At 31.4% G+C, this 26,383-nt stretch carries 22 protein-coding genes, 2 pseudogenes, 2 riboswitches and 1 other annotated feature; of the genes and pseudogenes, 18 read left to right on the top strand and 6 right to left on the bottom strand.

Annotated elements, in window-relative coordinates:
- Positions 1-82: 82 nt before the first annotated feature.
- Positions 83-757, bottom strand: a complete 675-nt coding sequence (locus WY13_RS14575; RefSeq protein ID WP_063556342.1) for a hypothetical protein — start codon at positions 755-757, stop codon at positions 83-85.
- A gap of 965 nt (positions 758-1,722) precedes the next feature.
- Here WY13_RS14575 and WY13_RS14570 point away from each other — a divergent pair.
- From WY13_RS14570 to ilvB, 3 genes are all read left to right on the top strand, one after another.
- A complete protein-coding gene (locus WY13_RS14570) occupies positions 1,723-3,135 on the top strand; it encodes an amino acid permease (protein WP_063556341.1) in 1,413 nt (470 codons plus the stop codon).
- Positions 3,136-3,604: 469 nt separating this feature from the next.
- Positions 3,605-5,023: an amino acid permease gene (locus WY13_RS14565; RefSeq protein ID WP_063556340.1), complete on the top strand. Its 1,419-nt coding sequence runs from the start codon at positions 3,605-3,607 to the stop codon at positions 5,021-5,023.
- Positions 5,024-5,204: 181 nt separating this feature from the next.
- Positions 5,205-5,404 (top strand) — a binding site (T-box leader).
- Between the two features lie 203 nt (positions 5,405-5,607).
- Positions 5,608-7,284, top strand: coding sequence for a biosynthetic-type acetolactate synthase large subunit (gene ilvB, locus WY13_RS14560; RefSeq protein ID WP_063556339.1), 1,677 nt, complete (start codon positions 5,608-5,610; stop codon positions 7,282-7,284).
- A 51-nt stretch (positions 7,285-7,335) separates the two neighbouring features.
- On the opposite strand, the gene WY13_RS14555 is transcribed toward ilvB, so the two are convergent.
- Together WY13_RS14555 and WY13_RS14550 are read right to left on the bottom strand one after the other, a co-directional pair.
- A complete protein-coding gene (locus WY13_RS14555) occupies positions 7,336-8,127 on the bottom strand; it encodes a folate family ECF transporter S component (RefSeq protein ID WP_063556338.1) in 792 nt (263 codons plus the stop codon).
- 131 nt (positions 8,128-8,258) lie between these two features.
- A riboswitch (THF riboswitch) is annotated at positions 8,259-8,375 on the bottom strand.
- Positions 8,376-8,455: 80 nt separating this feature from the next.
- A complete protein-coding gene (locus WY13_RS14550; protein ID WP_063556337.1) occupies positions 8,456-8,842 on the bottom strand; it encodes a hypothetical protein in 387 nt (128 codons plus the stop codon).
- A gap of 169 nt (positions 8,843-9,011) precedes the next feature.
- Between WY13_RS14550 and nifS the strand changes: the two genes are divergently transcribed.
- Entirely contained in the window at positions 9,012-10,181 is a 1,170-nt protein-coding gene (nifS, locus tag WY13_RS14545; RefSeq protein ID WP_063556336.1) for a cysteine desulfurase NifS, read from the top strand.
- Positions 10,182-10,213: 32 nt separating this feature from the next.
- On the top strand, positions 10,214-11,290 hold the full coding sequence (gene mnmA, locus WY13_RS14540; protein WP_063556508.1) for a tRNA 2-thiouridine(34) synthase MnmA: 1,077 nt from the start codon (positions 10,214-10,216) through the stop codon (positions 11,288-11,290).
- A gap of 172 nt (positions 11,291-11,462) precedes the next feature.
- Here the strand turns inward: mnmA and WY13_RS14535 are convergent, their stop codons facing one another.
- A complete protein-coding gene (locus WY13_RS14535) occupies positions 11,463-12,119 on the bottom strand; it encodes a PLP-dependent aminotransferase family protein (RefSeq protein WP_082848528.1) in 657 nt (218 codons plus the stop codon).
- A 105-nt stretch (positions 12,120-12,224) separates the two neighbouring features.
- Here WY13_RS14535 and WY13_RS14530 point away from each other — a divergent pair, with 105 nt between their 5' ends.
- The 7 genes and pseudogenes from WY13_RS14530 to WY13_RS14500 all read left to right on the top strand — a co-directional run bounded on the left by WY13_RS14530 (position 12,225) and on the right by WY13_RS14500 (position 15,976).
- Positions 12,225-12,638, top strand: a complete 414-nt coding sequence (locus WY13_RS14530; RefSeq protein WP_063556335.1) for a CGGC domain-containing protein — start codon at positions 12,225-12,227, stop codon at positions 12,636-12,638.
- 167 nt (positions 12,639-12,805) lie between these two features.
- Positions 12,806-13,237 (top strand): annotated as a pseudogene (locus WY13_RS22225) (MCP four helix bundle domain-containing protein).
- A pseudogene (locus WY13_RS22220) lies at positions 13,183-13,686 on the top strand (methyl-accepting chemotaxis protein); the annotation flags it as partial. The pseudogenes WY13_RS22225 and WY13_RS22220, both read left to right, overlap by 55 nt.
- Before the next feature lie 191 nt (positions 13,687-13,877).
- Positions 13,878-14,210 carry an arsenosugar biosynthesis-associated peroxidase-like protein gene (locus WY13_RS14515; RefSeq protein WP_063556332.1) on the top strand — a complete coding sequence of 111 codons (333 nt, stop codon included), beginning with the start codon at positions 13,878-13,880 and terminating at the stop codon, positions 14,208-14,210.
- An 11-nt stretch (positions 14,211-14,221) separates the two neighbouring features.
- Positions 14,222-15,202, top strand: coding sequence for an arsenosugar biosynthesis radical SAM (seleno)protein ArsS (gene arsS / locus WY13_RS14510; protein WP_063556331.1), 981 nt, complete (start codon positions 14,222-14,224; stop codon positions 15,200-15,202).
- A gap of 45 nt (positions 15,203-15,247) precedes the next feature.
- Positions 15,248-15,691 carry a C-GCAxxG-C-C family protein gene (locus tag WY13_RS14505; RefSeq protein ID WP_063556330.1) on the top strand — a complete coding sequence of 148 codons (444 nt, stop codon included), beginning with the start codon at positions 15,248-15,250 and terminating at the stop codon, positions 15,689-15,691.
- 54 nt (positions 15,692-15,745) lie between these two features.
- Positions 15,746-15,976 carry a hypothetical protein gene (locus WY13_RS14500; RefSeq protein ID WP_063556329.1) on the top strand — a complete coding sequence of 77 codons (231 nt, stop codon included), beginning with the start codon at positions 15,746-15,748 and terminating at the stop codon, positions 15,974-15,976.
- Positions 15,977-16,095: 119 nt separating this feature from the next.
- Here the strand turns inward: WY13_RS14500 and crcB are convergent, their stop codons facing one another.
- The gene (gene crcB, locus WY13_RS14495) at positions 16,096-16,458 is read right to left on the bottom strand and encodes a fluoride efflux transporter CrcB (RefSeq protein WP_063556328.1); all 363 of its coding nucleotides are present in this window, start codon (positions 16,456-16,458) and stop codon (positions 16,096-16,098) included.
- Positions 16,459-16,485: 27 nt separating this feature from the next.
- Entirely contained in the window at positions 16,486-16,941 is a 456-nt protein-coding gene (locus WY13_RS14490) for a fluoride efflux transporter FluC (protein WP_063556327.1), read from the bottom strand.
- Between the two features lie 48 nt (positions 16,942-16,989).
- Positions 16,990-17,049, bottom strand: a riboswitch (Fluoride riboswitch).
- Positions 17,050-17,211: 162 nt separating this feature from the next.
- Between WY13_RS14490 and WY13_RS14485 the strand changes: the two genes are divergently transcribed.
- The 6 genes from WY13_RS14485 (at position 17,212) to WY13_RS14465 (ending at position 26,345) form a co-directional block, all read left to right on the top strand.
- The gene (locus WY13_RS14485; protein WP_063556326.1) at positions 17,212-18,027 is read left to right on the top strand and encodes a DUF166 domain-containing protein; all 816 of its coding nucleotides are present in this window, start codon (positions 17,212-17,214) and stop codon (positions 18,025-18,027) included.
- A 219-nt stretch (positions 18,028-18,246) separates the two neighbouring features.
- Entirely contained in the window at positions 18,247-20,664 is a 2,418-nt protein-coding gene (locus tag WY13_RS14480; RefSeq protein WP_063556325.1) for a VIT and vWA domain-containing protein, read from the top strand.
- A gap of 131 nt (positions 20,665-20,795) precedes the next feature.
- The gene (locus WY13_RS21390) at positions 20,796-20,951 is read left to right on the top strand and encodes a hypothetical protein (RefSeq protein WP_192845039.1); all 156 of its coding nucleotides are present in this window, start codon (positions 20,796-20,798) and stop codon (positions 20,949-20,951) included.
- 492 nt (positions 20,952-21,443) lie between these two features.
- On the top strand, positions 21,444-21,902 hold the full coding sequence (locus WY13_RS14475) for a MarR family winged helix-turn-helix transcriptional regulator (protein WP_063556324.1): 459 nt from the start codon (positions 21,444-21,446) through the stop codon (positions 21,900-21,902).
- Between the two features lie 33 nt (positions 21,903-21,935).
- Entirely contained in the window at positions 21,936-25,076 is a 3,141-nt protein-coding gene (locus WY13_RS14470) for an efflux RND transporter permease subunit (RefSeq protein ID WP_063556323.1), read from the top strand.
- A gap of 3 nt (positions 25,077-25,079) precedes the next feature.
- Positions 25,080-26,345 carry an efflux RND transporter periplasmic adaptor subunit gene (locus WY13_RS14465; protein ID WP_063556322.1) on the top strand — a complete coding sequence of 422 codons (1,266 nt, stop codon included), beginning with the start codon at positions 25,080-25,082 and terminating at the stop codon, positions 26,343-26,345.
- Positions 26,346-26,383 lie beyond the last annotated feature (38 nt).

Genomic DNA, 26,383 nt, shown 5'->3' with positions numbered 1-26,383 from the left:
GTAAATTGCATTAAAAATGGTATTGTACATTTTATTAAAATATGCCATGCCATTTTTAATGCATGTTATAGTAATAACTTAATTAAGCACAATTAATAGCCTTTTCTACAGCATAATTATTTTCCTTTTCTATGTGACGCATACTGCAAAATATATTGCTGCACCTTGAACAGCAGTGGTCATCTCCATTTACAGATATGCTTGCGTCGGCTCCATAAACGTAAGTTAAGGATTTATGAGGATATACGCAATTATTTACCATTTTAACATTGTGAAATTCAGCATCTTTCAGTTTGCTTAAAATATTATTTTGATACTCTAATTCTATTTCTCCATCGCCAGGAGATACTTTATGAGTAATACCTAAATTTATCTTAGAAGCTTTGCTGCATATAATATGATGTAGTTGAGAGCTCATGTTGAATAGGTAATTACTAGACATGGAATCTAGTAGCAAGGCTTCATAAAAGTTGCCACTTTCAAACATTTCATTTATTTTATTAGTACATTTTTCTCCTAAAGTTATTAGACAATATATTGTAAACTTGCATTTAGATAACATATTTAAATTAATACTTTCATCTTTTTCTTCCATTTTAAAAATTCCCAGTGGATTTGAATGATCTTTTAGTATAGGTAGTAAATTTTTGTACATCTTATCTAGTTCATTATATTGAGGCATTTTACCATAAGACTGCACCATCTTTATAACCCTATCTTTATTTAATTGAAACTTAAAATTAGAAATTATATTCATTTGCCTCACCTCACATTAATATCTAAATTTCATAACTATATTATATTAAAATATAAGGTTAATTGCAAGCAAAAATATGAAATTATTCATATTTTTTTTACCAAAAATATAATGTATCCAATTTGTGATAGACAATAGTATATAAAATAACACTTTCGACTGATTATAATGAGCATTAAAAGTCCAATTATGGTTCCAATAAGGAATATGATGGACTTTAACTTGCATATTTAAAATATAGTTTCTAGTTTAAAACTATATTTTAAATTACTTATACTCAACTTTCACGCATATAAAATTTTGACTTAATATAAAAAATTGCGACACAACTTTTTAGAGGACAATTGACAGAGGACATAGGACAGTGAAGGTAAGTTTTCTTCCTTATGTCAGAAAACTAATTTATTTTTTTAAGCTTGTTTTGCTAATGCAAAACATCGCTTAAGCAGGTATCTAAAATCTATTATTTTAAGATAATTGCTTACTTAGAAAGTATCAAAGAGAAGCAAAAAGAACATGAGTTTCTTTTAAAATCCTCCTTTACTATCCTCTATCAATTGTCCTCTTGAAAATATTGCTTTACAAAGTTTTTAAACTGTGAAAGTTAAGTCCTATAGTTTTAAGGGAGGAAAATCATCTATAACTATTAATTTTTATTACACTTTATGAATTAATGGGTAAGAGATTTTCATGTATAAGTTGAATTAAAATGAGAAATTATATAATAGATAACAGAGAAATTATTGAATAAAACAAAAATTTACAATTCAAAAAATATAAGTATATTTTTTAATAAGTATAAAAATATAAGGATTATTTCACAATATAATAAAAAATACCCATTATTTTTTATTATAATTTTATTCAATAATATTGAATTATACAAAAAATGATGATATGATTAATAAAATATTCATTTTAAAAATAATTCATTATTCATTTTATTTACAAGGGGGAAATACTGTATGAAAAATATTTTTAGGACCAAACCTATTGAAAGTCTTTTAGCAGAGACTAAAGGAAAGGATGGTTTGTCCAAAGTATTAGGTTCTTTTGAACTTACTATGCTAGGCATAGGCGCAATTATAGGTACGGGTATATTTGTATTAACAGGAATAGCAGCGGCAAATTATTCTGGACCAGCACTCGTAATTTCATTTATTATAGCAGGACTTGCTTGCGGATTTGCAGCACTTTGCTATGCAGAGATAGCAGCTATGGTTCCTGTAGCGGGAAGCGCATACACTTATGGTTATGCGGCACTTGGAGAATTTTGGGCCTGGATTATAGGCTGGGACTTAATTCTTGAATATGCTTTTGCAATTGGCACAGTTGCAATTGGATGGAGTGGTTACTTTACTACTATCGTAGCTGATTTGGGACTAAAACTTCCGACAGCTATTACAAAAGCACCTTTTGAAGGCGGACTAATAAACTTACCTGCAGTAGCTATACTTGTAGTAATAACAGGTATATTGGTAGCAGGTGTAAAACAAAGTGCAACTACAAATAACATAATAGTAGCTATAAAGTTAGCAGTAGTACTTTTATTCATAGTATTAGGTGTTAGCCATGTTAATACTGCAAATTGGCATCCATTTATGCCTTATGGATGGAAAGGAGTTTTCTCAGGAGCATCAGTAATATTCTTTGCTTATATAGGATTTGATGCAGTTTCCACTGCAGCAGAAGAAGTAAGAAATCCACAGAAGGATTTGCCTAGAGGAATTATAGCATCTTTAATAATATGTACTGTGTTATATATTGTAGTATCAGCTATATTAACAGGAATGGTTCCATATCTGAAATTTAAAGAAACAGCAGCTCCAGTAGCTTTTGCACTTCAGCAGGTAGGAATAAATTGGGGTTCAGCTTTAGTCTCAGTTGGTGCAATTTGTGGATTGACTTCAGTTTTAATTGTTATGATGTTTGGTCAAACTCGTATATTATTTGCAATGTCAAGGGATGGGCTTTTACCTAGAGTATTTGGACACGTTGATCAAAAGTTTCATACACCTGTAAAAAGTACTTTACTTGTTGGCGTTATAACTATGATTGTAGCTGGATTTACACCAATAGGCGTTGTTTCTGAATTGACTAACGTAGGTACACTAGCAGCATTTATAATAGTGTCTGCATCAGTTATAGTTTTAAGAAAAAGAGAACCGGATAGACCTAGATCATTTAAAGTTCCATTTTCACCGGTTACACCTATTCTTTCCATGGCAGCTTGTGCTTTCTTGATATATAATCTGCAAAAGATAACTTTGGTAAGATTTGCAGTATGGCTTGTTATAGGACTTGTATTATACTTTGTATATGGGTATAAACACAGCGCTGTAAATGGAGACGATTCAATTGATGAAAGCGCTATATAAAGAAACATATAAAATTTAATATTAGGTGGAGTTTAGCTCCACCTAAAAAACTAGGTATAGTAAATTTACTATACCTAGTTTTTTTACTGTTATTATGAAAACAATATACAACTAATAATGAACATAAAAAATTCACATACTGTATAGAACAGTATAAAATTAATTTATTTTTTAAATATTCAGATAAATACAATTCGTAAATAAATTGTATAATCAGTGCATTTTGCATAATTGAATAAATAAAAAGTATACATTTCAATGCATATATGTATATTAAACAATTATAAATATACACCCACTAAAATTATTAAACATTAAAAAAATATATAAAAAAATCATAAAATTATATTGAATTGTATAAAAAATGGTGGTATTATTAATAATAAATTCATTTTTAGAAATAATACTGGCATGGCATTATAAAATTGCAGTATTGTTTTTCAGTTAAATTTAGGGGGGCAATTGACGTATGAAAAATATTTTTAGAACAAAACCCATCGAAAGTCTTTTGGCAGAGACTAAGGGAAAGAATTCCTTAGAGAAATCATTGGGAGCTTTCGAGCTTACTATGTTAGGTATAGGGGCAATAGTAGGTACAGGGATATTTGTACTGACAGGAATAGCAGCAGCAAAATATTCTGGACCAGCACTTGTAATTTCATTTATTATAGCAGGACTTGCTTGTGGGTTTGCAGCACTTTGCTATGCAGAGATAGCAGCGATGGTTCCTGTAGCAGGAAGTGCATACACTTATGGTTATGCGGCACTTGGAGAATTTTGGGCATGGATCATAGGATGGGACTTAATTCTTGAGTATGCTTTTTCAGTTGGTACAGTTGCAATTGGATGGAGTGGATATTTTGTTAGTATTTTAGGGGATTTGGGTATAAAACTTCCCAATATTATTACAAAAGCACCTTTTGAAGGAGGACTAATAAACTTACCAGCAGTAGCTATACTTGTAGTAATAACAGGCATATTGGTAGCAGGTGTAAAACAAAGTGCAGCTACAAATAATATAATAGTTGCTATAAAGTTAGCAGTAGTACTTTTATTTATAGTATTAGGTGTTAGACATGTTCATCCTGCAAATTGGCATCCATTTATGCCTTATGGATGGAAGGGAGTTTTCTCAGGGGCATCAGTAATATTTTTTGCTTATATAGGATTTGATGCAGTTTCCACTGCAGCAGAAGAAGTAAAGGATCCAAAGAAGGATTTACCTAGAGGAATTATAGCATCTTTGATAATTTGTACTGTATTATATATCGCAGTATCAGCTATATTAACAGGAATGGTTCCATATCTGAAATTTAAAGATACAGCAGCTCCAGTAGCTTTTGCACTTCAGCAAGTAGGAATAAATTGGGGATCAGCTTTAGTTTCAGTTGGTGCAATTTGTGGATTGACTTCAGTTTTAATTGTTATGTTATTTGGTCAAACTCGTGTATTGTTTGCAATGTCAAGGGATGGACTTTTACCTAGAATATTTGGACAGGTTAATCAAAGATTCCATACACCTGTAAAAAGTACTTTACTTGTTGGTATTATAACTATGATAATAGCTGGATTTACACCAATAAGTGTTGTTTCAGAACTAACTAATATAGGTACACTAGCAGCATTTATAATAGTATCTGCATCAGTTATAGTTTTAAGAAAAAGAGAACCAGATAGACCTAGATCATTTAAAGTTCCATTTTCACCGGTTACACCTATTTTTGCTATGATAGCTTGTGCCTTCTTAATAATCAATCTGCAAAAGGTAACTTTGGTGAGATTCGCAGTATGGCTTGTTATTGGACTTATAATATACTTTGTATATGGGAATAGTCATAGTGTTATGAACGATGAAGATTTTGCAAGTACACAAGATGCAGCAAAATAAATTCTGTTTATCAGACCATGTTTATGTAGCATGGCCTGATTTTTTAGCAGCTTAGGGATTCACATATATTTTTGAATTTATTTTCTAAAAATTTAGAAAAGTTATTGACATTTAAAAAATAAAATAGTATTATTGAAATATATACTAAATGTGAAAGTGTAATTAAATTGAAAATTAAATAGTAAAAATTAGGATAGGGAAGAGTAATTAGTGAAGGATTTCAAAGAGAATGAGGTTAGGTGAAAGCTCATAAATTATTAGCTAGTGAAAATCACCCTGGAGTTGTTTAACTGAAATATAAGTAAGTTATACCGGCAAAGTCGTTAATTGAATTAAGTAAAAAATTGGGTGGTACCGCGGACCAAACTTCTCGCCCCAGAGGGTAGAAGTTTGGTCTTTTATATTATATAAATATAATATAAAAGGTGCAATTTTAGCTTAAGCAAGTAAATAAGTGTAAAAAAAGAATAAATAAGTATGTGAAAAAAATAACAAACAATTTGTTTCTTAATCTAACTAAGTATAAATTATTATATTTTTGATAAAATAATTGATCAATATATAAATAAAAGGGGGACTTAGATATGAAAATAAAAGGTGCTGAAGTACTATTAAAATGTATGATGGAGCAAGGTGTAGATACTGTATTTGGATATCCGGGAGGGGCTGTTTTACCTATTTATGATGCACTATATGCTGCTAAGGGTAAAATAACTCACATATCTACTTCACATGAACAAGGGGCTGCTCATGCTGCAGATGGATATGCAAGATCAACAGGAAAGGTAGGAGTTGTAATTGCAACATCAGGACCGGGAGCTACTAATACGGTTACAGCAATTGCTACAGCTTATATGGATTCTGTACCTATCGTAGTATTTACAGGACAGGTTGCGAGAAGTCTTCTTGGAAAGGATTCCTTTCAAGAAGTAAATATTAAAGACATTACTACCTCCATAACTAAGAAAAGTTGTATTGTAGAGAAGGTAGAGGATTTAGCTGATACTGTAAGAGAGGCATTTCAAATTGCAGCTAGCGGAAGGCCAGGACCTGTAGTGGTAGATATACCTAAAGACATACAATCAGCTGAAGTAGAATATGAGCCTTCTAGAAGCAAGCTTTCTGAAATTAAAGAAAAGAAATATTTTAATTTAGATGAGTATGGAAATAATTTAAATAAGGCAATAGATATGATAAATAGGAGTGAGAGACCTGTAATTTATTCAGGTGGAGGAACTGTCACATCAGGAGCTCAAAATGAATTGATGGAACTTGTAGAAAAAATAGATTCACCAATTACGTGTTCACTTATGGGAATAGGAGCTTTCCCGGGAGACAATGAATATTATATGGGTATGGTTGGAATGCATGGAAGCCGCTGTTCAAATTATGCAGTAAGTAATTGTGATTTATTAATAGCTATAGGAGCTAGGTTTAGTGATAGGGTTATAAGCAAGGTAAGTGCCTTTGCTCCAAAAGCAAGAATAATACACATAGACATTGACCCTAAGGAATTTGGCAAAAACGTGGATATAGATGTGGCAATAAAGGGAGATGTGAAAGAGGTACTTCAAAAGCTTAATTGCAAGTTAAAAAAGGCTGACCACAGAGATTGGATGGAGAAAATAAAACAGTGGAAAAGTGAACAGTGTGAACCTTTTAAAGAATGTAAATTAAGTCCTAAGTTTATAATGGATACCTTGTATAATCTTACAGGAGGAGACTGCATAGTTACTACAGAAGTTGGCCAAAATCAAATCTGGACTGCACAATATTTTAAATTCTTAATGCCAAGAACATTTGTATCTTCAGGTGGACTTGGAACTATGGGCTTCGGACTTGGAGCTTCTATAGGAGCATCTATGGGTAATCCAGGTAAAAAGGTAATAAATGTAGCAGGAGATGGAAGTTTTAAAATGAATTCTATAGAGCTTGCTACTGTTGCCAAATATAAACTTCCTATTGTACAATTGCTTTTAAATAATCGTGCATTAGGAATGGTGTATCAATGGCAGGATATGTTCTATGGCAAGAGGTTTTCAAATACAGAACTTGGACCAGATGTTGATTTCATGAAACTTGGAGAAGCGTATGGTATAAAGACGTTTAAGATAGAAGACAATAGCCAGGTAGAGAAATGCTTAAAGGAAGCTCTTGACTTAGATGAACCTGTAATTATAGAATGTGATATAGATAGGAAAGAAAAGGTATTTCCTATTGTACCTCCAGGAGCAGCTATATCGGATCTAGTAGAAGAGTAAACAGAGAAATAAAAAATGGGGTCATTTGGTTGATCCCATTTCTTTTACATTTTAAGCTTTTTTTACTACCCTACCTTGAAATAAACTATAACAATACATAATCATACAGGTTATATAGGAATTTACTATAGTCATAAGAAGAGCTTCAATTATTCTAGGCACCCATAAGAACATAAAGCCTTTGGCCATGAGAGCAGGAGTAAATATGAGCAATATATAAGTATTTATAGTGCATATTAAAACTCCAGATATACCAATTGCAATTATTAATTTGAAATAATTGTTGTTTACAAAATCATAGGATTTTACCATACTTTTCTTAATAAATACATTTATTATAAATATAATAACGCCTATAGCACCTATTAACAGAAGTCCGGTACTAAGATATTGTGATTTTTTACCTAAAGATAATAGTAGTTGTCCTAAAGTAGTATGATATGCAAATTTCATTATGATAAAATTAAAAAAGCCTATTACCAAGAGCAATCCAAAGAAAGCAACATAACAATTTCTTACTTTATATTCTTCAGTATTTTTAATATATCTCCATATAAGTGCAGGTAAAATACCAGCTGCTATATTAGTTATAGTAAACAAAGGGATATATCCACCCATAGGTCTTATTATATAGCCAAGAATATCGATTAATCCACCTGAAATTCCTCCATATAATGGTCCAAATAAGATACCGGGCATTATATAACATATGGCATCAAAACTTATTCTCATAGTGAGTATGCCACCTGCAGCTAGTGCTATAGAAAACGATCTCAAAACAACTGCAACTGCAACAAAAACAGCGGTAGTAACAAGAAATTTTGTGTTCATTCTACTTTTCATATTTTTTACCCCCAGTGTTATAATATTGAATTAATTTACACAGAGCTAAAAATTTACATAGAAACACCTCTTTTCTCTTTAATGTAGTCACATTAAAGAGAAAAGAGGTAAGTACAAAATCTCTTTAATGTAACAGCGGAAGCAATATCATATCGTAAGCTTTAAATTATAAAGTAAAATTATTTAAGCTTTTCGTTTAGAGACAACCTCCCATTCTCTAACACTTTACGCATAATATTTACTCTGCTACCTTTGTCTTAATTATACAAAATAATTCCATTATTGTCCACACATTTTGTATAATTTCTAATTTTTCAAAATATTACTTTTATTCGATTAATTCCAGTACATCTCTATAGACTAAGACATTGGATATACCAGCATAATATCTTATTATTCCATCGATTACTGTTATAGGTGGTTCAAATCCCTTTTTTATCAGGTTCTCCACTTTTATGGATTCTTCATTTATAGGAGAGCTTTTACCTAATTCTATAAAGTGGATATCTACATTTTCTTCCATATGATTTATAGTTAAAAAATTTATTAGATTGTAGTATAAATCTAAAGTTTTTACCTGTATTTTTTTGTTGCCATTAGTAGATTTACAACCTGCACATTTTCCAGAACAAGCACTGTGTTTGTTATTGCAGCGATCACCAGTTATTATTGCATCCTTATTTCCATATATATTAATTTTAATTTTTGAACCCATAGTTTAAATCCCTTCCTATATACTTGATAAAAATTATAATATCATAATTTAAGCTTTTTATACAATTAACTATGGTTGACAAAAGCAATATTTAAAAATATGATATAGTATATTATAGTATATCACTATGATTTCTACATAAAAAGTACACTTGATAGGAGAGGTAATAATGAAAAGAGAAATCTATATGGATTATGCAGCTACAACTTTTGTAAAACCAGAAGTAGCAGCAGAAATGCGTCCATATTTTACCGAGTATTTTGGCAATCCTTCCTCTATTTATCACATATCTAGAAAAAGTAAAATGGCTATAACTGAAGCTAGAGGAAAGATAGCAGATGCCATAAATGCAAATAGAGATGAAATATTTTTTACAAATGGAGGTTCTGAATCTGACAACTGGGCTATAAAGGGAATTGCATCTGCAAATGCAGGTAAAGAAAATCATATAATAACTACAGGTATAGAACATCATGCAGTTATAAATACCTGTAAGTATTTAGAGGAGCATGGTTTTAAAGTAACTTTTATTCCTGTAAATGAATATGGAATAGCTAATTTAGATGAAATTGAAAAAAGTATAACAGATAATACTATACTTATATCTGTTATGTTTGCAAATAATGAAATAGGTACAATAGAACCTATAAAAGAAATAGGAAGTCTCTGTAGAAAAAAGGGAATATTGTTCCACACGGATGCAGTTCAAGCAGTGGGAAATGTACCGATTGATGTTAAAGCTATGAATATAGATTTATTGTCTATGGCGTCCCATAAATTTTATGGACCTAAAGGTATGGGAGCTCTTTATATAAAAAAAGGAGTTAAGATAGATAGTTTAATTCATGGTGGAGCACAGGAAAGAGGAAGAAGAGCAGGAACGGAAAATATTGCAGGAATAGTTGGAATGGGAAAAGCTATTGAAATTGCTGTAAAAAATATGGATAGTGAAAGTAATAGGCTGATTTATTTAAGAGATAAGTTAATTGAAGGACTTTTAAAAATACCTGGCACTAAACTAAATGGAGATAAAAGCAATAGATTGCCAGGCAACGTAAACATAACTTTTGATTCTATAGAGGGTGAGATTTTGGCTATGGCTTTAGATGGAGCCGGAATATGCGTGTCTACTGGAAGCGCCTGCTCAGCAGGGGCAATAGAACCATCTCATGTACTTACAGCTATAGGATTATCAAGAGATGCAGCAAAGGGTTCATTGAGGCTTACTATAGGAGCAAATACTACAGAAAATGAAGTGGAATTTGTCATAAATGAAATAGGTAATACGGTTTTAAAATTAAGAGAAAATAATAAAAAATGGCAGCAAATAAAAGATTGATTAAAAATACTTTGATTAGAATAGGTGATAAAATGAAGAAGAAAGTAGTAGTAGGTATGAGCGGTGGAGTTGATAGTTCCGTTGCAGCATACCTTTTAAAAGAGCAAGGATATGAAGTTATAGGAGTTACAATGCAGGTATGGCAGGATGATAAATATTATGAAGGAATGGAAGGTGGATGCTGTTCTTTAAGTGCTGTAGATGATGCAAGACTTGTAGCGTATAACCTAGGCATTCCATATTATGTTATGAATTTTAGAAATGAGTTTAAAAAGTGTGTAATAGATTATTTTATAGATGAATATACAAAGGGAAGAACTCCAAATCCCTGTGTAGCGTGTAATAAATACATAAAATTTGATGAACTTTTAAAAAGAGCTATGGATTTAGGGGCAGATTACGTGGCTACAGGACATTATGCTACAGTGGAAAAAGTAAATGATAGATATGTACTTAAAAAGTCAAAGGATAGTAAAAAAGATCAAACCTATGCATTATATAATTTAACTCAATTTCAACTAGAACATACTTTAATGCCCTGTGGAATTTATAAAAAAGAACAAATAAGAGAAATAGCAAAGAAGATAGGGCTTGCAGTTCACAACAAAAAGGACAGTGAGGAAATATGTTTTATTCCAGATAACGACCATGGTTCATATATAAAAAGAGTTGCTCCCAATAAGGTGAAAGAAGGAAATTTTGTAGATAAACATGGTAAAGTCCTTGGAAAGCACAGAGGAATTACTTATTATACAATAGGACAGAGAAAAGGACTTGGAATAGCATTTGGAATTCCAATGTATGTCATAGACATAAATCCACTTAAAAATGAAGTTGTTCTTGGTGGAGAAAAAGATATTTTTAAAAACAAATTAATTGCAAAGGACTTAAATTTTATGCCTTTTGAAAAATTGAATACGCCTATGAGGATACAGGCAAAGATAAGATATTCAGCTAAGCCTGCTGATGCACTTATAAGTGCCATAGATGAAGACAAGGTTAAGGTTGAGTTTGATGAAAATCAAAGAGCTATTACAAAAGGACAGTCTGTAGTATTTTATGATGGAGATATCCTTGTTGGTGGAGGAGTCATAGACAGCTTACATTAGAGTTTGCAAGCTAAAAATTACTTTATTCTCTGGATATTTTTTGCAATATTCGACCATTAAATATTTAAATGTGTCTCATTATTGTAAAAATGTTTTTGCGAATAAAGTAATTTTTAAGCTAGAAAATTCATATCGATAAATTAAGAGATGGCAACTAGAAGTGAATTAGATATTAAATAAGCCATGCTTTTTTTAATATCTGAATGCCTTCTTCAATTTGTATTTCGGTCAAACCACCAAAACCGAGTAAAATCATAGGAAATTCATTTGGTATACATTGATCATAATGAATTGAAGTTGGATAAATTTTTACTTTCATCTTATGAGCAGATTGAATTAATTCATGTTCTGTCATTCCATTTTTAACTTTTAATAAAATATGGAGTCCTGATTCTGATCCAATGATTTCGACTTTTTCTTTCATATACTTGTCAATTGCAGAAAGAAGTATTTCATGCTTCTTTCGATATAATGTTCTCATCTTATTTATATGCCTTGATAAATATCCCTCTCTCATAAATATATAGAGTGTATTTTGATGAAGCCTAGAGACTGTTTGTTTGTATATTTTAAAATGTTCTTGATATTTTAGAATTAATTTGGGGGGTAAAACTAAATAACTGATTCTAATTGAGAAAATTAAAGATTTTGAAAATGTACCCATATAAATAACATTTTCACTGTTGCTTAGTCCCTGTAAAGAAGGAACTGGTTTCCCTTTATATCTAAATTCACTATCATAATCATCTTCATTTTTGATATATTCATATAATTGCACATAAAGTGGAGTATTTTTTGAGTAATCCCAAATGGGCATGATTTCAATCATTTATTTACATCCTCCAATAACTGATACCATAAAATATATTAAAACTGGTACTTTATATTATACCAGATTAAAAATATAATTAATAGAAAAGAGGGAGGAATAATTGTGAATATTAAATGTGTTGTTATTATCCAATGTGATATTGTACAGAGAAGGTGTAGTGGATTTGCATGCACAAATGCTTTTTATAATAAAGAGGGAGCATTTAAAGATTATGATGCTGCTGTAAGATATATTTCTTTTACCTGTGGTGGATGCAGTGGAAAAGGAATTGCTGCTAAATTAGAGCATTTGTCCAAAAAATTAAATAAAAAAACTGATATTACTAAAGATGAAGTTGTAGTTCACTTATCATCTTGTATGGTACATGATAATTATCATTCCAATAGATGTCCCCATGCGGACTATATTAAAAGTATAATCATAAAGAAAGGTTATAAAAATGTAGTGGAAGGATCTTATATAAGTGCTAATGCAGCAAGAAAGAGAAAGGAAGGTATATATGACTGCTATGAGTAAGGACAGAAAATGGAGGAGATTATAATGAATTTTTTGAAAAACGTAAAGATTAAAACAAAATTAATCCTATTTTTTGCCATTATTGTTGTACTAGTTAGCTTAATTGGTATCACTAATATAACATTAATATAACACTTTCAAAAACTATAGATAAAAATTCTCAGCAAATGTACAGCAGTAACTTACAAAGTGTTTATATTTTGACTGATATAAAATATATATTGACAGAAATAGAAGGTGATATTACAGATTTGGTTTATGTAAGAAACTCTCCATAAAAACCTGATTTGGAAAAGAATATTAAAAATAACGTTAATGCCTATGAAAAATTGCCTATTGGTGATAAAGAAAAGCAACTGTGGCTAATATTAAAAAAGCAGCTTCAGAAATATAGTATTTTAAGGGAAGATATAGCAAAATCTATTGATGCAGGAAAATTTGATGAAGCAATTAATCAATTAAAACAAATAACTTATTTAAAAAATTCAGTGACGGATAATCTTGATAAACTTATAGCTGCAAATATTAAAGATGCAGAGACAAAAATGCAGCTATTGAAGCAGCTAGAGCAGGCGAACATGGTAAGGGCTTTGCTATAGTTGCAGAAGAAGTAAGAGCACTTGCAGAGCAATCTTCAGAAGCAGTAACAAATATACAAGATACTATTATAAAAGTTCAAAATGCATTTAAAAATCTTTCTGAGAATGGCAGTGATGTATTAAAATTTATAAATGAAAGCGTTGATCCACAATTTGAGGAGTTTGGAAAGATGGGAAAACAATACTACAATGACTCCGATTTTGTAAGTAGAATGTCAGAAGAATTAGCGTCTATGTCAGAGAAAATTACAGCCACAACTGGACAGGTAGGTGAAGCTGTACAAAGTATGTCTGAAACAATACAAAAATCATCAGAAAGTGCCAAACTAGTGGAAACAAAGATAAGTAAAACTACGAAGTCAATAACACAGCAGGTGGTTTTAACTGCAAAATGTCAATTAGAACTTACTCAAAATCTTAATGAAATAGTTAATGAATTTAAGTTGTAACACCTTTTAACTGTATTTATGAAATCCATACAAAAAAGATCGAATATTTCAAGCTGGTAGTCCAGTATTAATAGTATCAAGGCTCTTCTTTCAAAAAGATGTTGACAAATTATTCATAATATTATAATATTATAGCATAATTATTAGACAAAGTCTAATAATTTATTTAGTCTATTATGAGGAGGAAAATAATGAATACTTATTACAATCCAGAAGATTTACCTCAGTTTGGAAATATGGGTGAAGATGCACCTGAAATGTGGGAAAAATTTATGGCTTATTATGGTCAGGTATTTGCTGAGGGGGCATTGACAGCTAAAGAAAAGGCACTTATTGCTTTTGCGGTGGCACATGCTATTCAATGTCCCTATTGTATTGATTCTTATACACAGGCACTTTTGGAAATGGGTGCAAATCAGGAACAAATGATTGAGGCTGTTCACGTTGCTGCAGCTATTAGGGGAGGAGCTACATTAGCCCACGGTATGCAAGCAAAAAATGTAATTAAAAAACTGGAACTTTAGGGGGAGCAGATATGAAACAAAGTTTATGTTTGGAACAGATTGATGGAATCCCTTCTTTTTCTAAAAGGATTCAAGGTCAGGACTTTTGTATGACAAAGCCTCAATTAGATATCATGCAAATAAACATCAGCAATCGTTGCAATCTAGCCTGTAAGCACTGCCACGTGGATGCCAGTCCCATACACACAGAAATCATGAGCCGTGAAACTATGAAAGATTGTCTGCAGGTATTTGGAGAAAATAACTTTTCTGTGCTTGACATTACAGGAGGATCACCTGAAATGAACCCTAATTTTCAATGGCTGGTAGAGGAAGCATCGAAAAAGGGTATACATACTATAGTTAGATCTAATTTGGTTATTCTAACGGAAAAAGGTTATACTCATTTGCCAGAGTTATATGCTCAGCATAAGGTGGAAATTGTAGCATCTCTGCCATACTACTCTGAAAAGGATACTGACCGACAAAGAGGCGTTGGGGTTTTTAAGGCATCCATTGATATGCTGAAGAAATTTAACCAACTTGGATATGGTAAAATACAAGACTTAGTGCTGAATTTGGTATACAATCCAGGTGGCGCTTTTTTACCACCAAAGCAGGACAGCTTGACCATGGAGTACAAAAAGAAACTGATGGAACAATACGGAATTACATTCAATAGGTTATATACTATTACAAATAATCCCATTGGTCGGTTTGGTCAATTTTTAGAAAGAAGTGGAAATCTAAAGTCTTATATGAATCGTTTGGTGTCTGCCTTTAACCCTGCAGCACTAGAAAATATGATGTGCCGCAGCCAGTTGTCGGTGGGTTGGGACGGATTATTGTATGACTGTGATTTTAATCAGGCGCGCGGATGGACGACAGAGGGTGTTCATCGAATTCAAGATTTAAAAGGGACACCTGTGACTGCTCGAAAAATTGTTTTTGGAAATCATTGCTATGCCTGTACGGCTGGTAGTGGCTCTAGCTGTGGAGGGGTTACTACTTAAATAAATATATAGAATAAATTTATTTCAAAATAGGGGGAAATGCCAATGAGAGAAGATGAAATTACAGAATTGTTTAAACAGGGTTTTGACTGTGGACAGGTAGTACTGACCAACTTTGCAAAAGAGTTGGGTATGGATACAGAACAGGCAAATAAGGTTGCTGCCAGTTTTGGAGGAGGCATGTTCTGTGGAGAAACCTGTGGTGCAGTTATCGGTGCCTTGATAGCAATTGGTTTGAAATATGGCCACTATTTGAAGGATACCCCTAACACCAAAAATCAAAATATAGCGAAAGTAACTGAGTTTAGAGAAAAATTTTTAATGAGGTATGATTCTACAGTTTGCAAGGAACTGTTAGGGTATGACATCAGCAAGCCTGAAGAAATGAAAATTATTTTGGAAAAGGGATTACTCTTTAGTTTTTGCCCGAAGTTAGTGGCTTATGTCACAGAGATTTTGACTGAGATATTATCAGAGGATGTTCAATGATGAATAACAATTTCTGTAAAAATGAAAAAACTTAAATCCACATTCATGTGTTAAATGTTTAATAAAAATGTTACTAAAAAAGGAGAAGATGAAAATATTATTACTGCAGAGAGCGGAGCAAATCCTCGTGATTGTCAGATTGATACTTCTAAAAATCGTGGTATGGATATGGCATGCTGCCGCAGAATGTTATTTGAGTGTGGATTTACTAACATATGTAGAGGCGATGAAAGTAAGATTCCCTTGGATTATGAGTATCTTGTAAAGACACGTTCCTTGGATTAAATAGGCACCATGTACTGAAATGTACATCGTGCATTGTGAATTAATTGCTTCACAAAGTTTTTATATTAAGTCAAAATTTTATATGTGCGAAAGTTGAGTTTTTAACTCCTAATTTTTAATTAGAATCCTGCATAGTAGGTTATTTTAGTTCCAAGGACATAGAAAGCTAGTCCAATTAGTGTTGTCATAATTACATATGTATATGCATGTAATTTATAATTTAATTGGAAAAGTTTAAAATCCTCGTACATAAAGGAAGAAAAGGTGGTATAGGCTCCCAAAAATCCGTCACACAAAAGAATATAGAAGTTTCTAGAAATGTGAGAACTGCTAAGTATTCCAAGCAGCAAGGCTCCTGTTATATTTATGATAAAAGTTCCTAGGGGAAATAGGGACTTAAATTTTTTATTTACCAAGTTCCCAAGACAAAATCTAGCTAGGCTTCCAATTATACCACCAATTCCAACTATTAAAAAATTCATTTTTACGTCCTCCTGTTATATTATATTTCAAATGGAATCATCTTTATTTTTATAATCAGTATTCTTTAATTCATTTAAATCAACAGAGTAGTTGAGATTTAATTTTGAAACTAATTTTATAGAAGTAAATTCTCCAAGATAAGCAAAGGCAAGTCCCAAAATTAAAGAAATACAAATATAGCATATAGCTAAAATAAGGTGGTTTGAATTTATAAGTGATACAGTTTCTTTGCATAAAGTAGAAAAGGTAGTATAAGCCCCTGCAAATCCCGTACATATTGCGAGCTTTATATTTGAAGATACAACTGAAGTATAAACAGCAGCGGTGGTTACGGAGGCTAGGATAAAGGCTCCTGTTATATTTATAAATAAAGTATTTATAGGAATTAGGGTTAAATAGGTACTTACTTTTATATTTTCCAAGGTGAATCTTAAAATGGCACCTAAAAAACCACCTATTCCTATGTAAATATATTTTTTCAATTTAATACCCCCTGTGAATTTGACTACAAAAAATGCTCCTACTTTTTGATTAAAGTAGGGGCTATCAGCCATAGGCAATTAAAGGTGAGCTCCATCACCTATAAAATAGATTTCTACAATATATATTTTCATTATACTACCTACATTATATTTTTTGCAAATAAAAAATATATAAAATCGTAACAACGGTTACAGATAATTTATATAGAATAATGTATCATATTAATTGGGTAAGTTATATTTGTATTTTTTATATAGGGGGAAAAAAGATTGAAAATACTTATAGTTTGTTCAAAAAAGAGCGGAAAGTTGCCTCAAAATGAATTTTACACAAAAACTGACAGTAGATTTGCAGGTACAAAATTTATACCACATATACAAAATTTTAAGGAGGCTTGTACTGTATGCGGTAAGAAATGCGTTTGGTGTAGGGGAAAATATGAGTTGAATTTTAAAGAAAGTGTAAGTGAAGTGATTGAACTTCCAGATATATATGAATTATTTGAAGACAATCCATTAAAGTATTTGCCACAAAAATTTAAGAAACATGATACAGCTGTAATTATAGGAGTACATGAAGATATAATAATTGAATTGCCAAAGCTAATAGCCGAAAGTGGTGGAAAAGCTATGATAGTTCCCTGTGAAAGTGGAAGCTGGGTATCAAAATGGACCAGGGAAAAACTTATTGAGGAATGTGAAAAATATAATCTACAGTATGCTTTTCCTAAACCTTTTTGCACATTGAAATATGGGAAATTTCCTCTCATAAATGAATTTATTGATTTATTTAAAATAGGAAAGCCCAAATTTAGACTCTATGTAAATGATGAAGATGTGATAGAAAAAGCAGAAGTTATAATATCTGCACCTTGTGGAAATGGGTACAATATTGCAAGACATCTTTTAGGAAAAAAGTTAGGAGAGGAAGCAAAGAAATCTGTGGCTAAATTTTGGCACAGTTATCCATGCCTTGGAGATATGCATATAGATCCAGAACTTGGTGATACTCCTCTTCATATAAGTGGATATACCCACTATGCAGCTCTTGAAAATGCACAAATAATTAGAAACCATAAGGTTTGAAAAATTACCTCTGATTTTAGAATTAAAACTAAGATCAGAGGTAATTTTATTTAAAATAATTTACCATATATATGATATAATAATACAAAATAGATATTTTTAGTATGAATATATTATTAAGATGTGGTAAATATATAGTTAGTAATTATTTTTAATGGAAAATAATATTTAATATGTATTTTTGTAGATAAAGTGAAATTGAAAAGGAGGTCAGGATATATGTTATCTTATGCTAATAGAGATACTAAAATTGATGAGGGAATTTTATTAAAAAAAGTTAATATTAATGGAAATTTATGTGCAGGGTATGGTGAGATATTTATAAATCAGATTTATCAAAATTGCAGTAATGAAAATATAGAAGGAGTTTACATTTTCCCGCTTCCAGCTGCAGCTATAATATCTGGTTTTGAAGCAGAAATAGGTGGAAGAACTTTAAAGGCAGTAGTTGAAGAAAAAGATAAGGCACTTCAAATTTATGAAAATGCAAAGCTTAGAGGAGACAGCACTTTTTCACTAGAAGAATTCAGTCCCCACTTATTTAAGATAAGCATAGGAAAAATAATTTCCGGAGAAACTGTTAAAATAAAACTTTCCTACATAGAGGAACTAGATTATAAAGATAGTACATTTAAACTTACAATACCTGCAATTTCACAACCTAAGATAATAAGAAACAGATCTAAAATCGAAGAACTAAAGGATAACCTAGTAAATAAATTAGGTATAAGAAAAACTAAGGAAGAGAACTTTGAATTTAAGGTAAACATAATAGTGGAATCCTTGAGTAAAGTCGATTTTAGGTGTCCCTACCATAATATAAAGGTGGAGAGGGAAGGTGATACAGTAGCTAAAATAAGCTTAGAAGAAAACTACTATTTAACAGATAAGGATTTTATATTGTTTATGAGAGAAAGAGAAACCTTAGAAGCAGATGGAATGATATATGAGTATAAGGAAAATGATGAGGAAAAAGGGATAGTTTATATGAGAATGATTCCTAAACTTGACCCCTATGAAGAAGATATTACAGAACATTATGTATTTTTAATTGAAATTTCAGATACAATGAAAGGTGAAAAGTTAGAACAAGCTAAAAATGCACTTCAACTTTGTATAAGAAATCTATCAAAAGGAGATACCTTTGACATAATAGCCCTGGGGAATAAACTAATTAGCTTTTCTCAAAATGGACTGATAGAGTTTAATGCAGATTCACTAAGAGAAGCATCTAAGTGGATAGATAGTTTAAAAACGGAAAAAGATGCGGATATATTTGGAGGGATAAAATACAGCCTTGAAAATGAAGGATCTGAAAATACTATACTTCTTTTTACAGATGATTCGGTAGATGATGAGGAAAAAATACTTTCCTATGTGAATGAAAGTATTGGGGATAATAGAATATTTACTTTTGGAATAGATTCTTGTGCAAATAATTATTTTTTGAATAAGTTAGCCCATGAAAGTTATGGAAAAGCAGAGTTTATAGATATAGGTCAAAGAATTGAAGATGTGATCTTAAGGCAGTTTAATAGAATACAAAGTCCTCAGGTAGATGGTATAGATATAGATTGGGGAAGGTTACAAGTTAACTCTACTTATCCAAGGACTATTGAATATATGTATGATAGGGAACCTTTTTCTATATTTGCAAGTGTTACTGGAGAAGTAGAGGGACGAATAACTTTAAAAGGGTATGTGGATGGAAAAGAATATTTGAGAAGGATAGATATTGACAATTTTAGCACAGAGGAAAATGCCAGCTTACTTAGAAAGGTTTGGGCTAGAAAAAAAATGAAATCTTTAGAAATGAATATGAAAGCACAGAGGGGACAAGAGAAAGAAGAAATGAAAAGAAAGTTAATAGAACTTTCTAAAAAAAGTGGCTTCATAAGTCCTGAAACTACTTTTATATTGATGGAATTAAGAGAAGAACCAGTACTTGGCATTCAGCTTAAAAATATAATTCCAATAAAAGTAAGTGAAAGCACTTTAGGTGAAAAAATAGATGAAAACTTAGAAAGTGGGTTCTTGTATAGAAGTTTTACCGGTGATAAAGAAGAGAAGGAATATGACAGTGACAATTTATATTTGGATAAAAAGTATACTAGAGAAAAGCTTATACGAATAATAGCTAAAAATCAATTTGCAGATGGAGCTTTTGTAGATTATGAAGATAGCAATCTAGAGGATAAAATAGAAACCACTTCCATGGTAATGCTGGCGTTTATAATTGGAAGGGAAAATATAGACATATATACAAATCAATTAAATAAAGCTGTAGCTTTCATATGTGACAGTTATGATCAGGTTGATTTTAATGTGAGAGATGATATTTTAGAAATGTCTATTCTGGCACTGAATAATATAAAGAAGAAGAAAATAATAAAGGACAAATATGTTTTAAAAGTTGATCATATAATAGAGAAATTATGTGAAAGTTTATACCCTAAAGAAGATACAAAGCATATATTAAAGAATTTAATGGATAATTCCTTTAAAAGAAATGTAGCATCTCTTTTTAAATCAAGCGAAGGTGGAAAATATATAGAAGAAGAAATAACTATAGTTGAGGAGAGAAATTCCATATTTAATATGGCAAAACTGGCAGTACTTAAGGCACTAAAGAATTAAAAAGAATTATTAGGTGGTATCATATTGATAAAATATATTTTTCATACATTTAAACTTAAGTTGTAGGAGATAGATGGATATCACTCACATATAGGGTTATCTTAGGACTAGAAAAGGGCATTCCTGTAGGTATGAATAATACTATCGAAGATTTAGTTGAAAATACATTATTTGACACCTATGATGGTTACATTCAGAATTTTTTACTTGAACTTTCCATAATGGATAGTTTTACAGCAAAGCAAGCTTTTTTGTTACTCATGAGGAAAGAACAGATAAGATACTAAAAAAACTTCGCCAGGAAAATGCCTTTGTTTTTTATGATGAAGTAAATAAAACCTATAAAATTCACAATGTTCTTCTGGATTTCTTAAGAATAAAACAACATTTTAAACCAGCACATATTAAAGAACTGTACAGGCGTCTTGGTCATTGGTATTTAAGTAAAAAAGATTTTATAATTGGTTATGGTTATTTAAATCGTGCAGGAGATGTAGAAAAGATTCTTTCAGATTTTAACAATCCTCATAATGTTCGTAATGAACTTACAGAAAAGGTAAAACTTACATAAACAGTAATACTAGAAAAAATACTTCAGAAAATATATCTGGAGTATTTTTCTTAATATTATATTAAATTTGTTTATAAATTATTGATATTTATAAAATATAAATATATAATTTACATTATGTATTCATATATCTATGAAATATTTAAAGCTTAAAATGTTTAAATTTTAAACTTTTCTATATTATGTAGGGTAGTAAAGGAGAATTTTAATGAACTGTGCAAAAGATAAATTATCACTTATAGAAGATGTAAAAAAAAGCTTATATGATTTTGTTATCATAAGCAGATCTATGATCAATGAGATAAATTATGAAGAAAAACTTTCTATTTCGCAGTTGCTTCTTTTATATTTACTTGAAGAAAGTGAATCCTACAAAGTTAGTGAACTTGCTGAAAAACTTGGAATAACTCCTTCAGCTGTTACAAATTTAAGCAATAAATTAGTTGAAAGCCAATTTATAAATAGGTTTAGACCAGAAGACAACAGGCGGGTAGTTATGATATCTTTGACAGATAAAGGAAAACAATTTCTAAAAAAAATGAGTGAAGTAAAATATAGATTTTGGGAAGAAGCACTTTCGGAGTTGAATAATGATGATTTAAAAAATATGAGTTTAAGCTTTTTAAAATTGAATTATGCTCTCCAAAAGTATAAAAATAGAAAATAACAGATTGCTATATTGTTATAAAGGAGGAAAAAGATGAATTTAACTGAACTATCTGTAAAAAAGCCGGCAGCAATAACAATGGTTATATTATTTTTGCTGGGGCTTGGTATATTTGGATACACACATCTTGGCGCAGACCTTATGCCTTCCATGGACATACCAGTAATTACTATATCAACTACATATTCTGGTGCTAGTTCCGAAGACATAAGAAAGGATGTTGTAAAACCTATGGAGGATGCGGTTGCAGGTATAAGTGGCATCGATAGAATTAATTCTACAGCTAGAGAAGGAATGGGACAAACTACTATAATATTCAAATCCAGCGCAAATATGAATACAGCCTTTCTGGATGTACAAAAAGCTGTAGATAATGTACAAGGTAAACTTCCTAAAAATGCGGATAAGCCCGTTTTGTTCAAGTTAGATACAGGTGCTATGTCTGCTTTAATGTTATCCGTATCTGGAAATCTGTCTTATGATGAACTTTACAATGAGGCAAATAATATAACTGAGGCTCTAAAAAAAGTTCAAGGTGTAGGAAATGTATCTCTTGAAGGAATACAAAAAAAGCAGTTGATAATAAAATTAAATAAATCTGCTATAGAATTTTATGGAATAAATTTAAATACTTTAACTTCTAAGCTGCAGTCAGATAATATAAATATGCCTGCAGGGCAGATAAAGCAGGACAAATTGAATCAGTCTGTAAGAGTTATAAGTAAATTTGAAAGCATAGATGAAGTGAAAAATTTGCTTATACCTACTTCAGGAAACGGTACTGTCCGTCTAGGGGATATAGCAGATGTAAATTTGGAATATCCTGAAGAGGATCAACATACAAGAATGAATGGAAAAAATACTATAGGAATAAGTATTCAAAAGCAAAGTGATGCAAATGTAGTTGAAGTTGTAAATAACATTAAAAAGGAAATTACTCAGCTGAAAAAAGGTATGCCATCTAATATTAGATTGGATACAGCATATGATAGTACTACATTTATAAATTCTTCTATCTCTCAAATAAAGCATACTTTAATAGAGGGTGTAATAACAACTGCTTTAGTTTTACTAATATTTTTAAAGAGTTGGAGATCTTCACTTGTAATACTTGTAGCTATACCAACATCTCTTATTGCAACTTTCTTTATGATGTATGTTTTGAAATTTACTATGAATATAATGTCTCTTATGGGATTATCTCTTTGTGTAGGTACTCTTGTAGATGACTCAATTGTTGTACTGGATAACATACAGCGGCATCTGGCTATGAAAAAAGATCCACAATCTGCAGCTATAGATGGACGAAAAGAAATAGGACTTGCATCTATTGCTATAACTCTTTGTGATGTAGTTGTATATCTTCCTGTTTCTTTTATGACTGGTATGGTAGGGAGTTACTTTAGGGAGTTCGGACTTACTATAGTTTGTGCCTCATTATTTTCCCTATTTGTAGCATTTACTATAACACCTATGCTGTCATCAAGACTTCTTAAACCAGAAGGAAATAGACAGGCAGAATCAGGAAAATTAAAAAGCAAATTTAAGCAAAGCATATTTTATAGGATGATTGATGGAATTTCAGGATCTATAGACAGATTGACAGCTGTTTATAAAGGATTTCTTATATGGTGTCTGGATCATAGGAAAAGAGTACTTGCTATAAGTGCAGTTGTATTAGTAGGAACTATTGCTTTGATACCTATAGGTGCCATAGGTACGGAACTTATGCCAACTACAGATGAGAGTAATTTTAGTATAAATATGGCTTTTGATTCTGGAACCAGTTTAAATGAAATGGATAAGAAAGTTAAACAAGTAGAAAACTATTTACATAGTGTACCTGAAGTTAGTACATATTATTCCATGGTAGGGTCTAGCAGTGGCAGCGTAATGATGGGTAGTTCTTCAAATTCTGCAACTATGTATGTAACTCTTTATCCTAAAAATGATAGAAAAAGATCTCAAACTGAAGTGGCGAAACAAGTTAGAAAATGGGGAAATGCATATCTAGCTGGAACAGATTTTTCTGTGAGTGAATCTGAAGCTGGAGGATCAGGTTCAAGTAAACCTATATCAATTGAAATATTAGGTGATAATACTGATACTGTAAGTGAAATATCAAATAAGGTAGAGGAAATAGTAAAAGGTATACCGGGAATTGCAGATGTGGATAACTCTACAAAGGTAAGTCAAAGTGAACTTAGAGTTAAAGTAGACAAGCTTGCTGCAGTACAGTATGGCGTATCTATATCAGATATAGCTTCTACACTTAGAACAGCAATTCAAGGTTCTTCTGCTGGTACATATAGTACTAGTGATGATGATTATGATGTAACAGTGAAGTTTCATGATGGGGATATAAAGACTCCTTCGGATATAGGTGGAATAAAAGTGTTAAGTCAATCTGGACAATCTATACCAATAAGTGAAGTTGCATCTATAGTAAAAACTGATAGTCCACAATCTATATCAAGAAAGGATAAACAGGATGTAGCTACAATTTCTGCAAATATTCAAGGAAGATCCCTTGGAGCTATAAGCCAGGAAATAGGTAAAAAGCTAAATTCACTATCTGTACCAGAAGGCTATAAAATTCAATTTGGCGGCGATCAGAAGAGTATGGGAGATAGCTTTACTTCTCTTGGAGAAGCACTGGGAGTATCATTAATACTTATTTATATGATACTTGTTGTACTTTATGAATCCTTCTTAACACCATTTATTAGAATGATATCACTACCTTGTGCACTCGTTGGAGCTCTTGGGATACTTGCCATTACTGGTAAAACTTTAAATATGATGTCGTTAATAGGACTTATTATGCTTGATGGTTTGGCTTCTAAAAATGGTACTTTATTGATAGATTATACCAATACTCTTATAAAGCGAGGAAAGAGTTTAAGGGAGGCATTAATTGAGTCTGGTGAAAGAAGATTAAGACCTATAATTATGACTTCTTTAACTATGATTGTTGGTATGCTGCCATCGGCGTTATCTATAGGTGAAGGCAGTGAGTTGAAGTCAAGCATGGCTGTTTTAGTTATTGGAGGAATGGTCGCGTCAACTATTTTTACTCCTATAATACTGCCTATAATTTACTTGATGATGGACAATTTGAAAAATCGTATTTTTAAAAAAAGAAAAAAACAGCCAGAAATGCAGGAGGTGTAATTTATGAAATTTAACATTTTAAAATCCAAAAAAAATATTATGAAAATAGTAGTTGTTTTGTTAGTAGTTTTAATGGTAGCTGCTATAGCTCATAACGTAATTAAAAATAAAAAAGTAGAGTCACAAAACAAAATCCAAAATGTAAATGTTGCTGAAGCAGAACTAGATTCTTTAACAACAACTGTAGATTATTCGGGAAAGTTAAATTCAGATAAAGATGTGTCCATATCTCCTAAAGCACCAGGCAAAGTTCAAGCTTTAAACGTAAAAGTAGGTAGTACGGTAAAAGCTGGAGATATACTTTTTACTCTTGATTCAACTTCGCTGCAGGCACAGCTTCAGCAGCAGCAGGCAAGTATACAATCTGCAGTAGCGAATTTGGATAAAACCAAAAGCTCTGGAGTTGAACAGCAGATTGTACAGCAGCAGCAGGCATTAAGTACAGCACAGATAAATTATGATGATGCTAAAAATAGCTATGATAGGGAACAAAGCTTATATTCTGCGGGGGCTGCACCAAAACAGGATTTAGATAATGCTACTACAAAATTAGAAAATGCAGAAGCTTCGCTTTCTGCAGCACAACAAAACTTAGATTTGACCAGGCAAAAAGTTGGTCCTGAATCGGTGGAAGTAGCTCAAGCTCAGGTGAATCAGGCACAAGCTGGACTAAAATCAATTCAAAGTCAAATTGATGATACTGTAATTAAATCACCTATTTCTGGTGTTGTATCTGCTGTAAATATACACCAAGGAGAAATTACTTCAGGTTCTCAGGCATCTGTAAATATAGTAGATTCAAGTTCAATTATGGCTGAAGTAAATGTGCCAGATACTATGCTTTCAAAAATTAAAGTTGGACAATCTATACCTGTAACAATTCCTTCTCTTTCAGATAAAAAATTGACAGGAACTATAGATACTATAACACCTAATGCAGACAGCAAAACTCAAGAATATCTGATTAAAGTAAAAATACCTAATTCAGATGCAAGCTTAACATCAGGAATGTATTCAAAAGTGTCCTTTCCTGACCAGGTTAAAAATAATGTGATGACGGTACCTAATGAAACTATAAAAGTTGAAAATGGAGTTTCATATTTGTTTGCAGTAAGAAGCAATAAAGTAAAGAAAATAGCTGTAACTACAGGACTTTCAAATGATAAAGTTACGGAAATAACATCTTCTAACATAGAAGCTGGGGATAGGATAATAACTTCAGGACAAACATTCTTAAATAACGGAGATAAAGTTAAAGTATTGTATTAGTAAAAAGGACCGGCATACTAATTTACGAGTATGTCAGT

The organism is Clostridium ljungdahlii (genome assembly GCF_001636845.1).
GTDB classification, from domain to species: domain Bacteria; phylum Bacillota; class Clostridia; order Clostridiales; family Clostridiaceae; genus Clostridium_B; species Clostridium_B ljungdahlii_A.
Note: the sequence above shows the minus strand (reverse complement) of the source record. Positions and strands in the feature narration are given on the sequence as shown.

Coding starts and splice junctions, on each gene's coding strand:
- crcB (WP_063556328.1), bottom strand. CDS start 16,458: ATGAATTTTTTAATAGTTGGAATTGGTGGTATAATTGGAAGCCTAGCT.
- WY13_RS14575 (WP_063556342.1), bottom strand. CDS start 757: ATGAATATAATTTCTAATTTTAAGTTTCAATTAAATAAAGATAGGGTT.
- WY13_RS14505 (WP_063556330.1), top strand. CDS start 15,248: ATGAGAGAAGATGAAATTACAGAATTGTTTAAACAGGGTTTTGACTGT.
- WY13_RS14470 (WP_063556323.1), top strand. CDS start 21,936: ATGAATTTAACTGAACTATCTGTAAAAAAGCCGGCAGCAATAACAATG.
- WY13_RS14500 (WP_063556329.1), top strand. CDS start 15,746: ATGTTTAATAAAAATGTTACTAAAAAAGGAGAAGATGAAAATATTATT.
- WY13_RS14550 (WP_063556337.1), bottom strand. CDS start 8,842: ATGGGTTCAAAAATTAAAATTAATATATATGGAAATAAGGATGCAATA.
- mnmA (WP_063556508.1), top strand. CDS start 10,214: ATGAAGAAGAAAGTAGTAGTAGGTATGAGCGGTGGAGTTGATAGTTCC.
- WY13_RS21390 (WP_192845039.1), top strand. CDS start 20,796: ATGAATAATACTATCGAAGATTTAGTTGAAAATACATTATTTGACACC.
- arsS (WP_063556331.1), top strand. CDS start 14,222: ATGAAACAAAGTTTATGTTTGGAACAGATTGATGGAATCCCTTCTTTT.
- nifS (WP_063556336.1), top strand. CDS start 9,012: ATGAAAAGAGAAATCTATATGGATTATGCAGCTACAACTTTTGTAAAA.
- WY13_RS14480 (WP_063556325.1), top strand. CDS start 18,247: ATGTTATCTTATGCTAATAGAGATACTAAAATTGATGAGGGAATTTTA.
- WY13_RS14515 (WP_063556332.1), top strand. CDS start 13,878: ATGAATACTTATTACAATCCAGAAGATTTACCTCAGTTTGGAAATATG.
- WY13_RS14475 (WP_063556324.1), top strand. CDS start 21,444: ATGAACTGTGCAAAAGATAAATTATCACTTATAGAAGATGTAAAAAAA.
- WY13_RS14565 (WP_063556340.1), top strand. CDS start 3,605: ATGAAAAATATTTTTAGAACAAAACCCATCGAAAGTCTTTTGGCAGAG.
- WY13_RS14570 (WP_063556341.1), top strand. CDS start 1,723: ATGAAAAATATTTTTAGGACCAAACCTATTGAAAGTCTTTTAGCAGAG.
- ilvB (WP_063556339.1), top strand. CDS start 5,608: ATGAAAATAAAAGGTGCTGAAGTACTATTAAAATGTATGATGGAGCAA.
- WY13_RS14535 (WP_082848528.1), bottom strand. CDS start 12,119: ATGATTGAAATCATGCCCATTTGGGATTACTCAAAAAATACTCCACTT.
- WY13_RS14555 (WP_063556338.1), bottom strand. CDS start 8,127: ATGAAAAGTAGAATGAACACAAAATTTCTTGTTACTACCGCTGTTTTT.
- WY13_RS14465 (WP_063556322.1), top strand. CDS start 25,080: ATGAAATTTAACATTTTAAAATCCAAAAAAAATATTATGAAAATAGTA.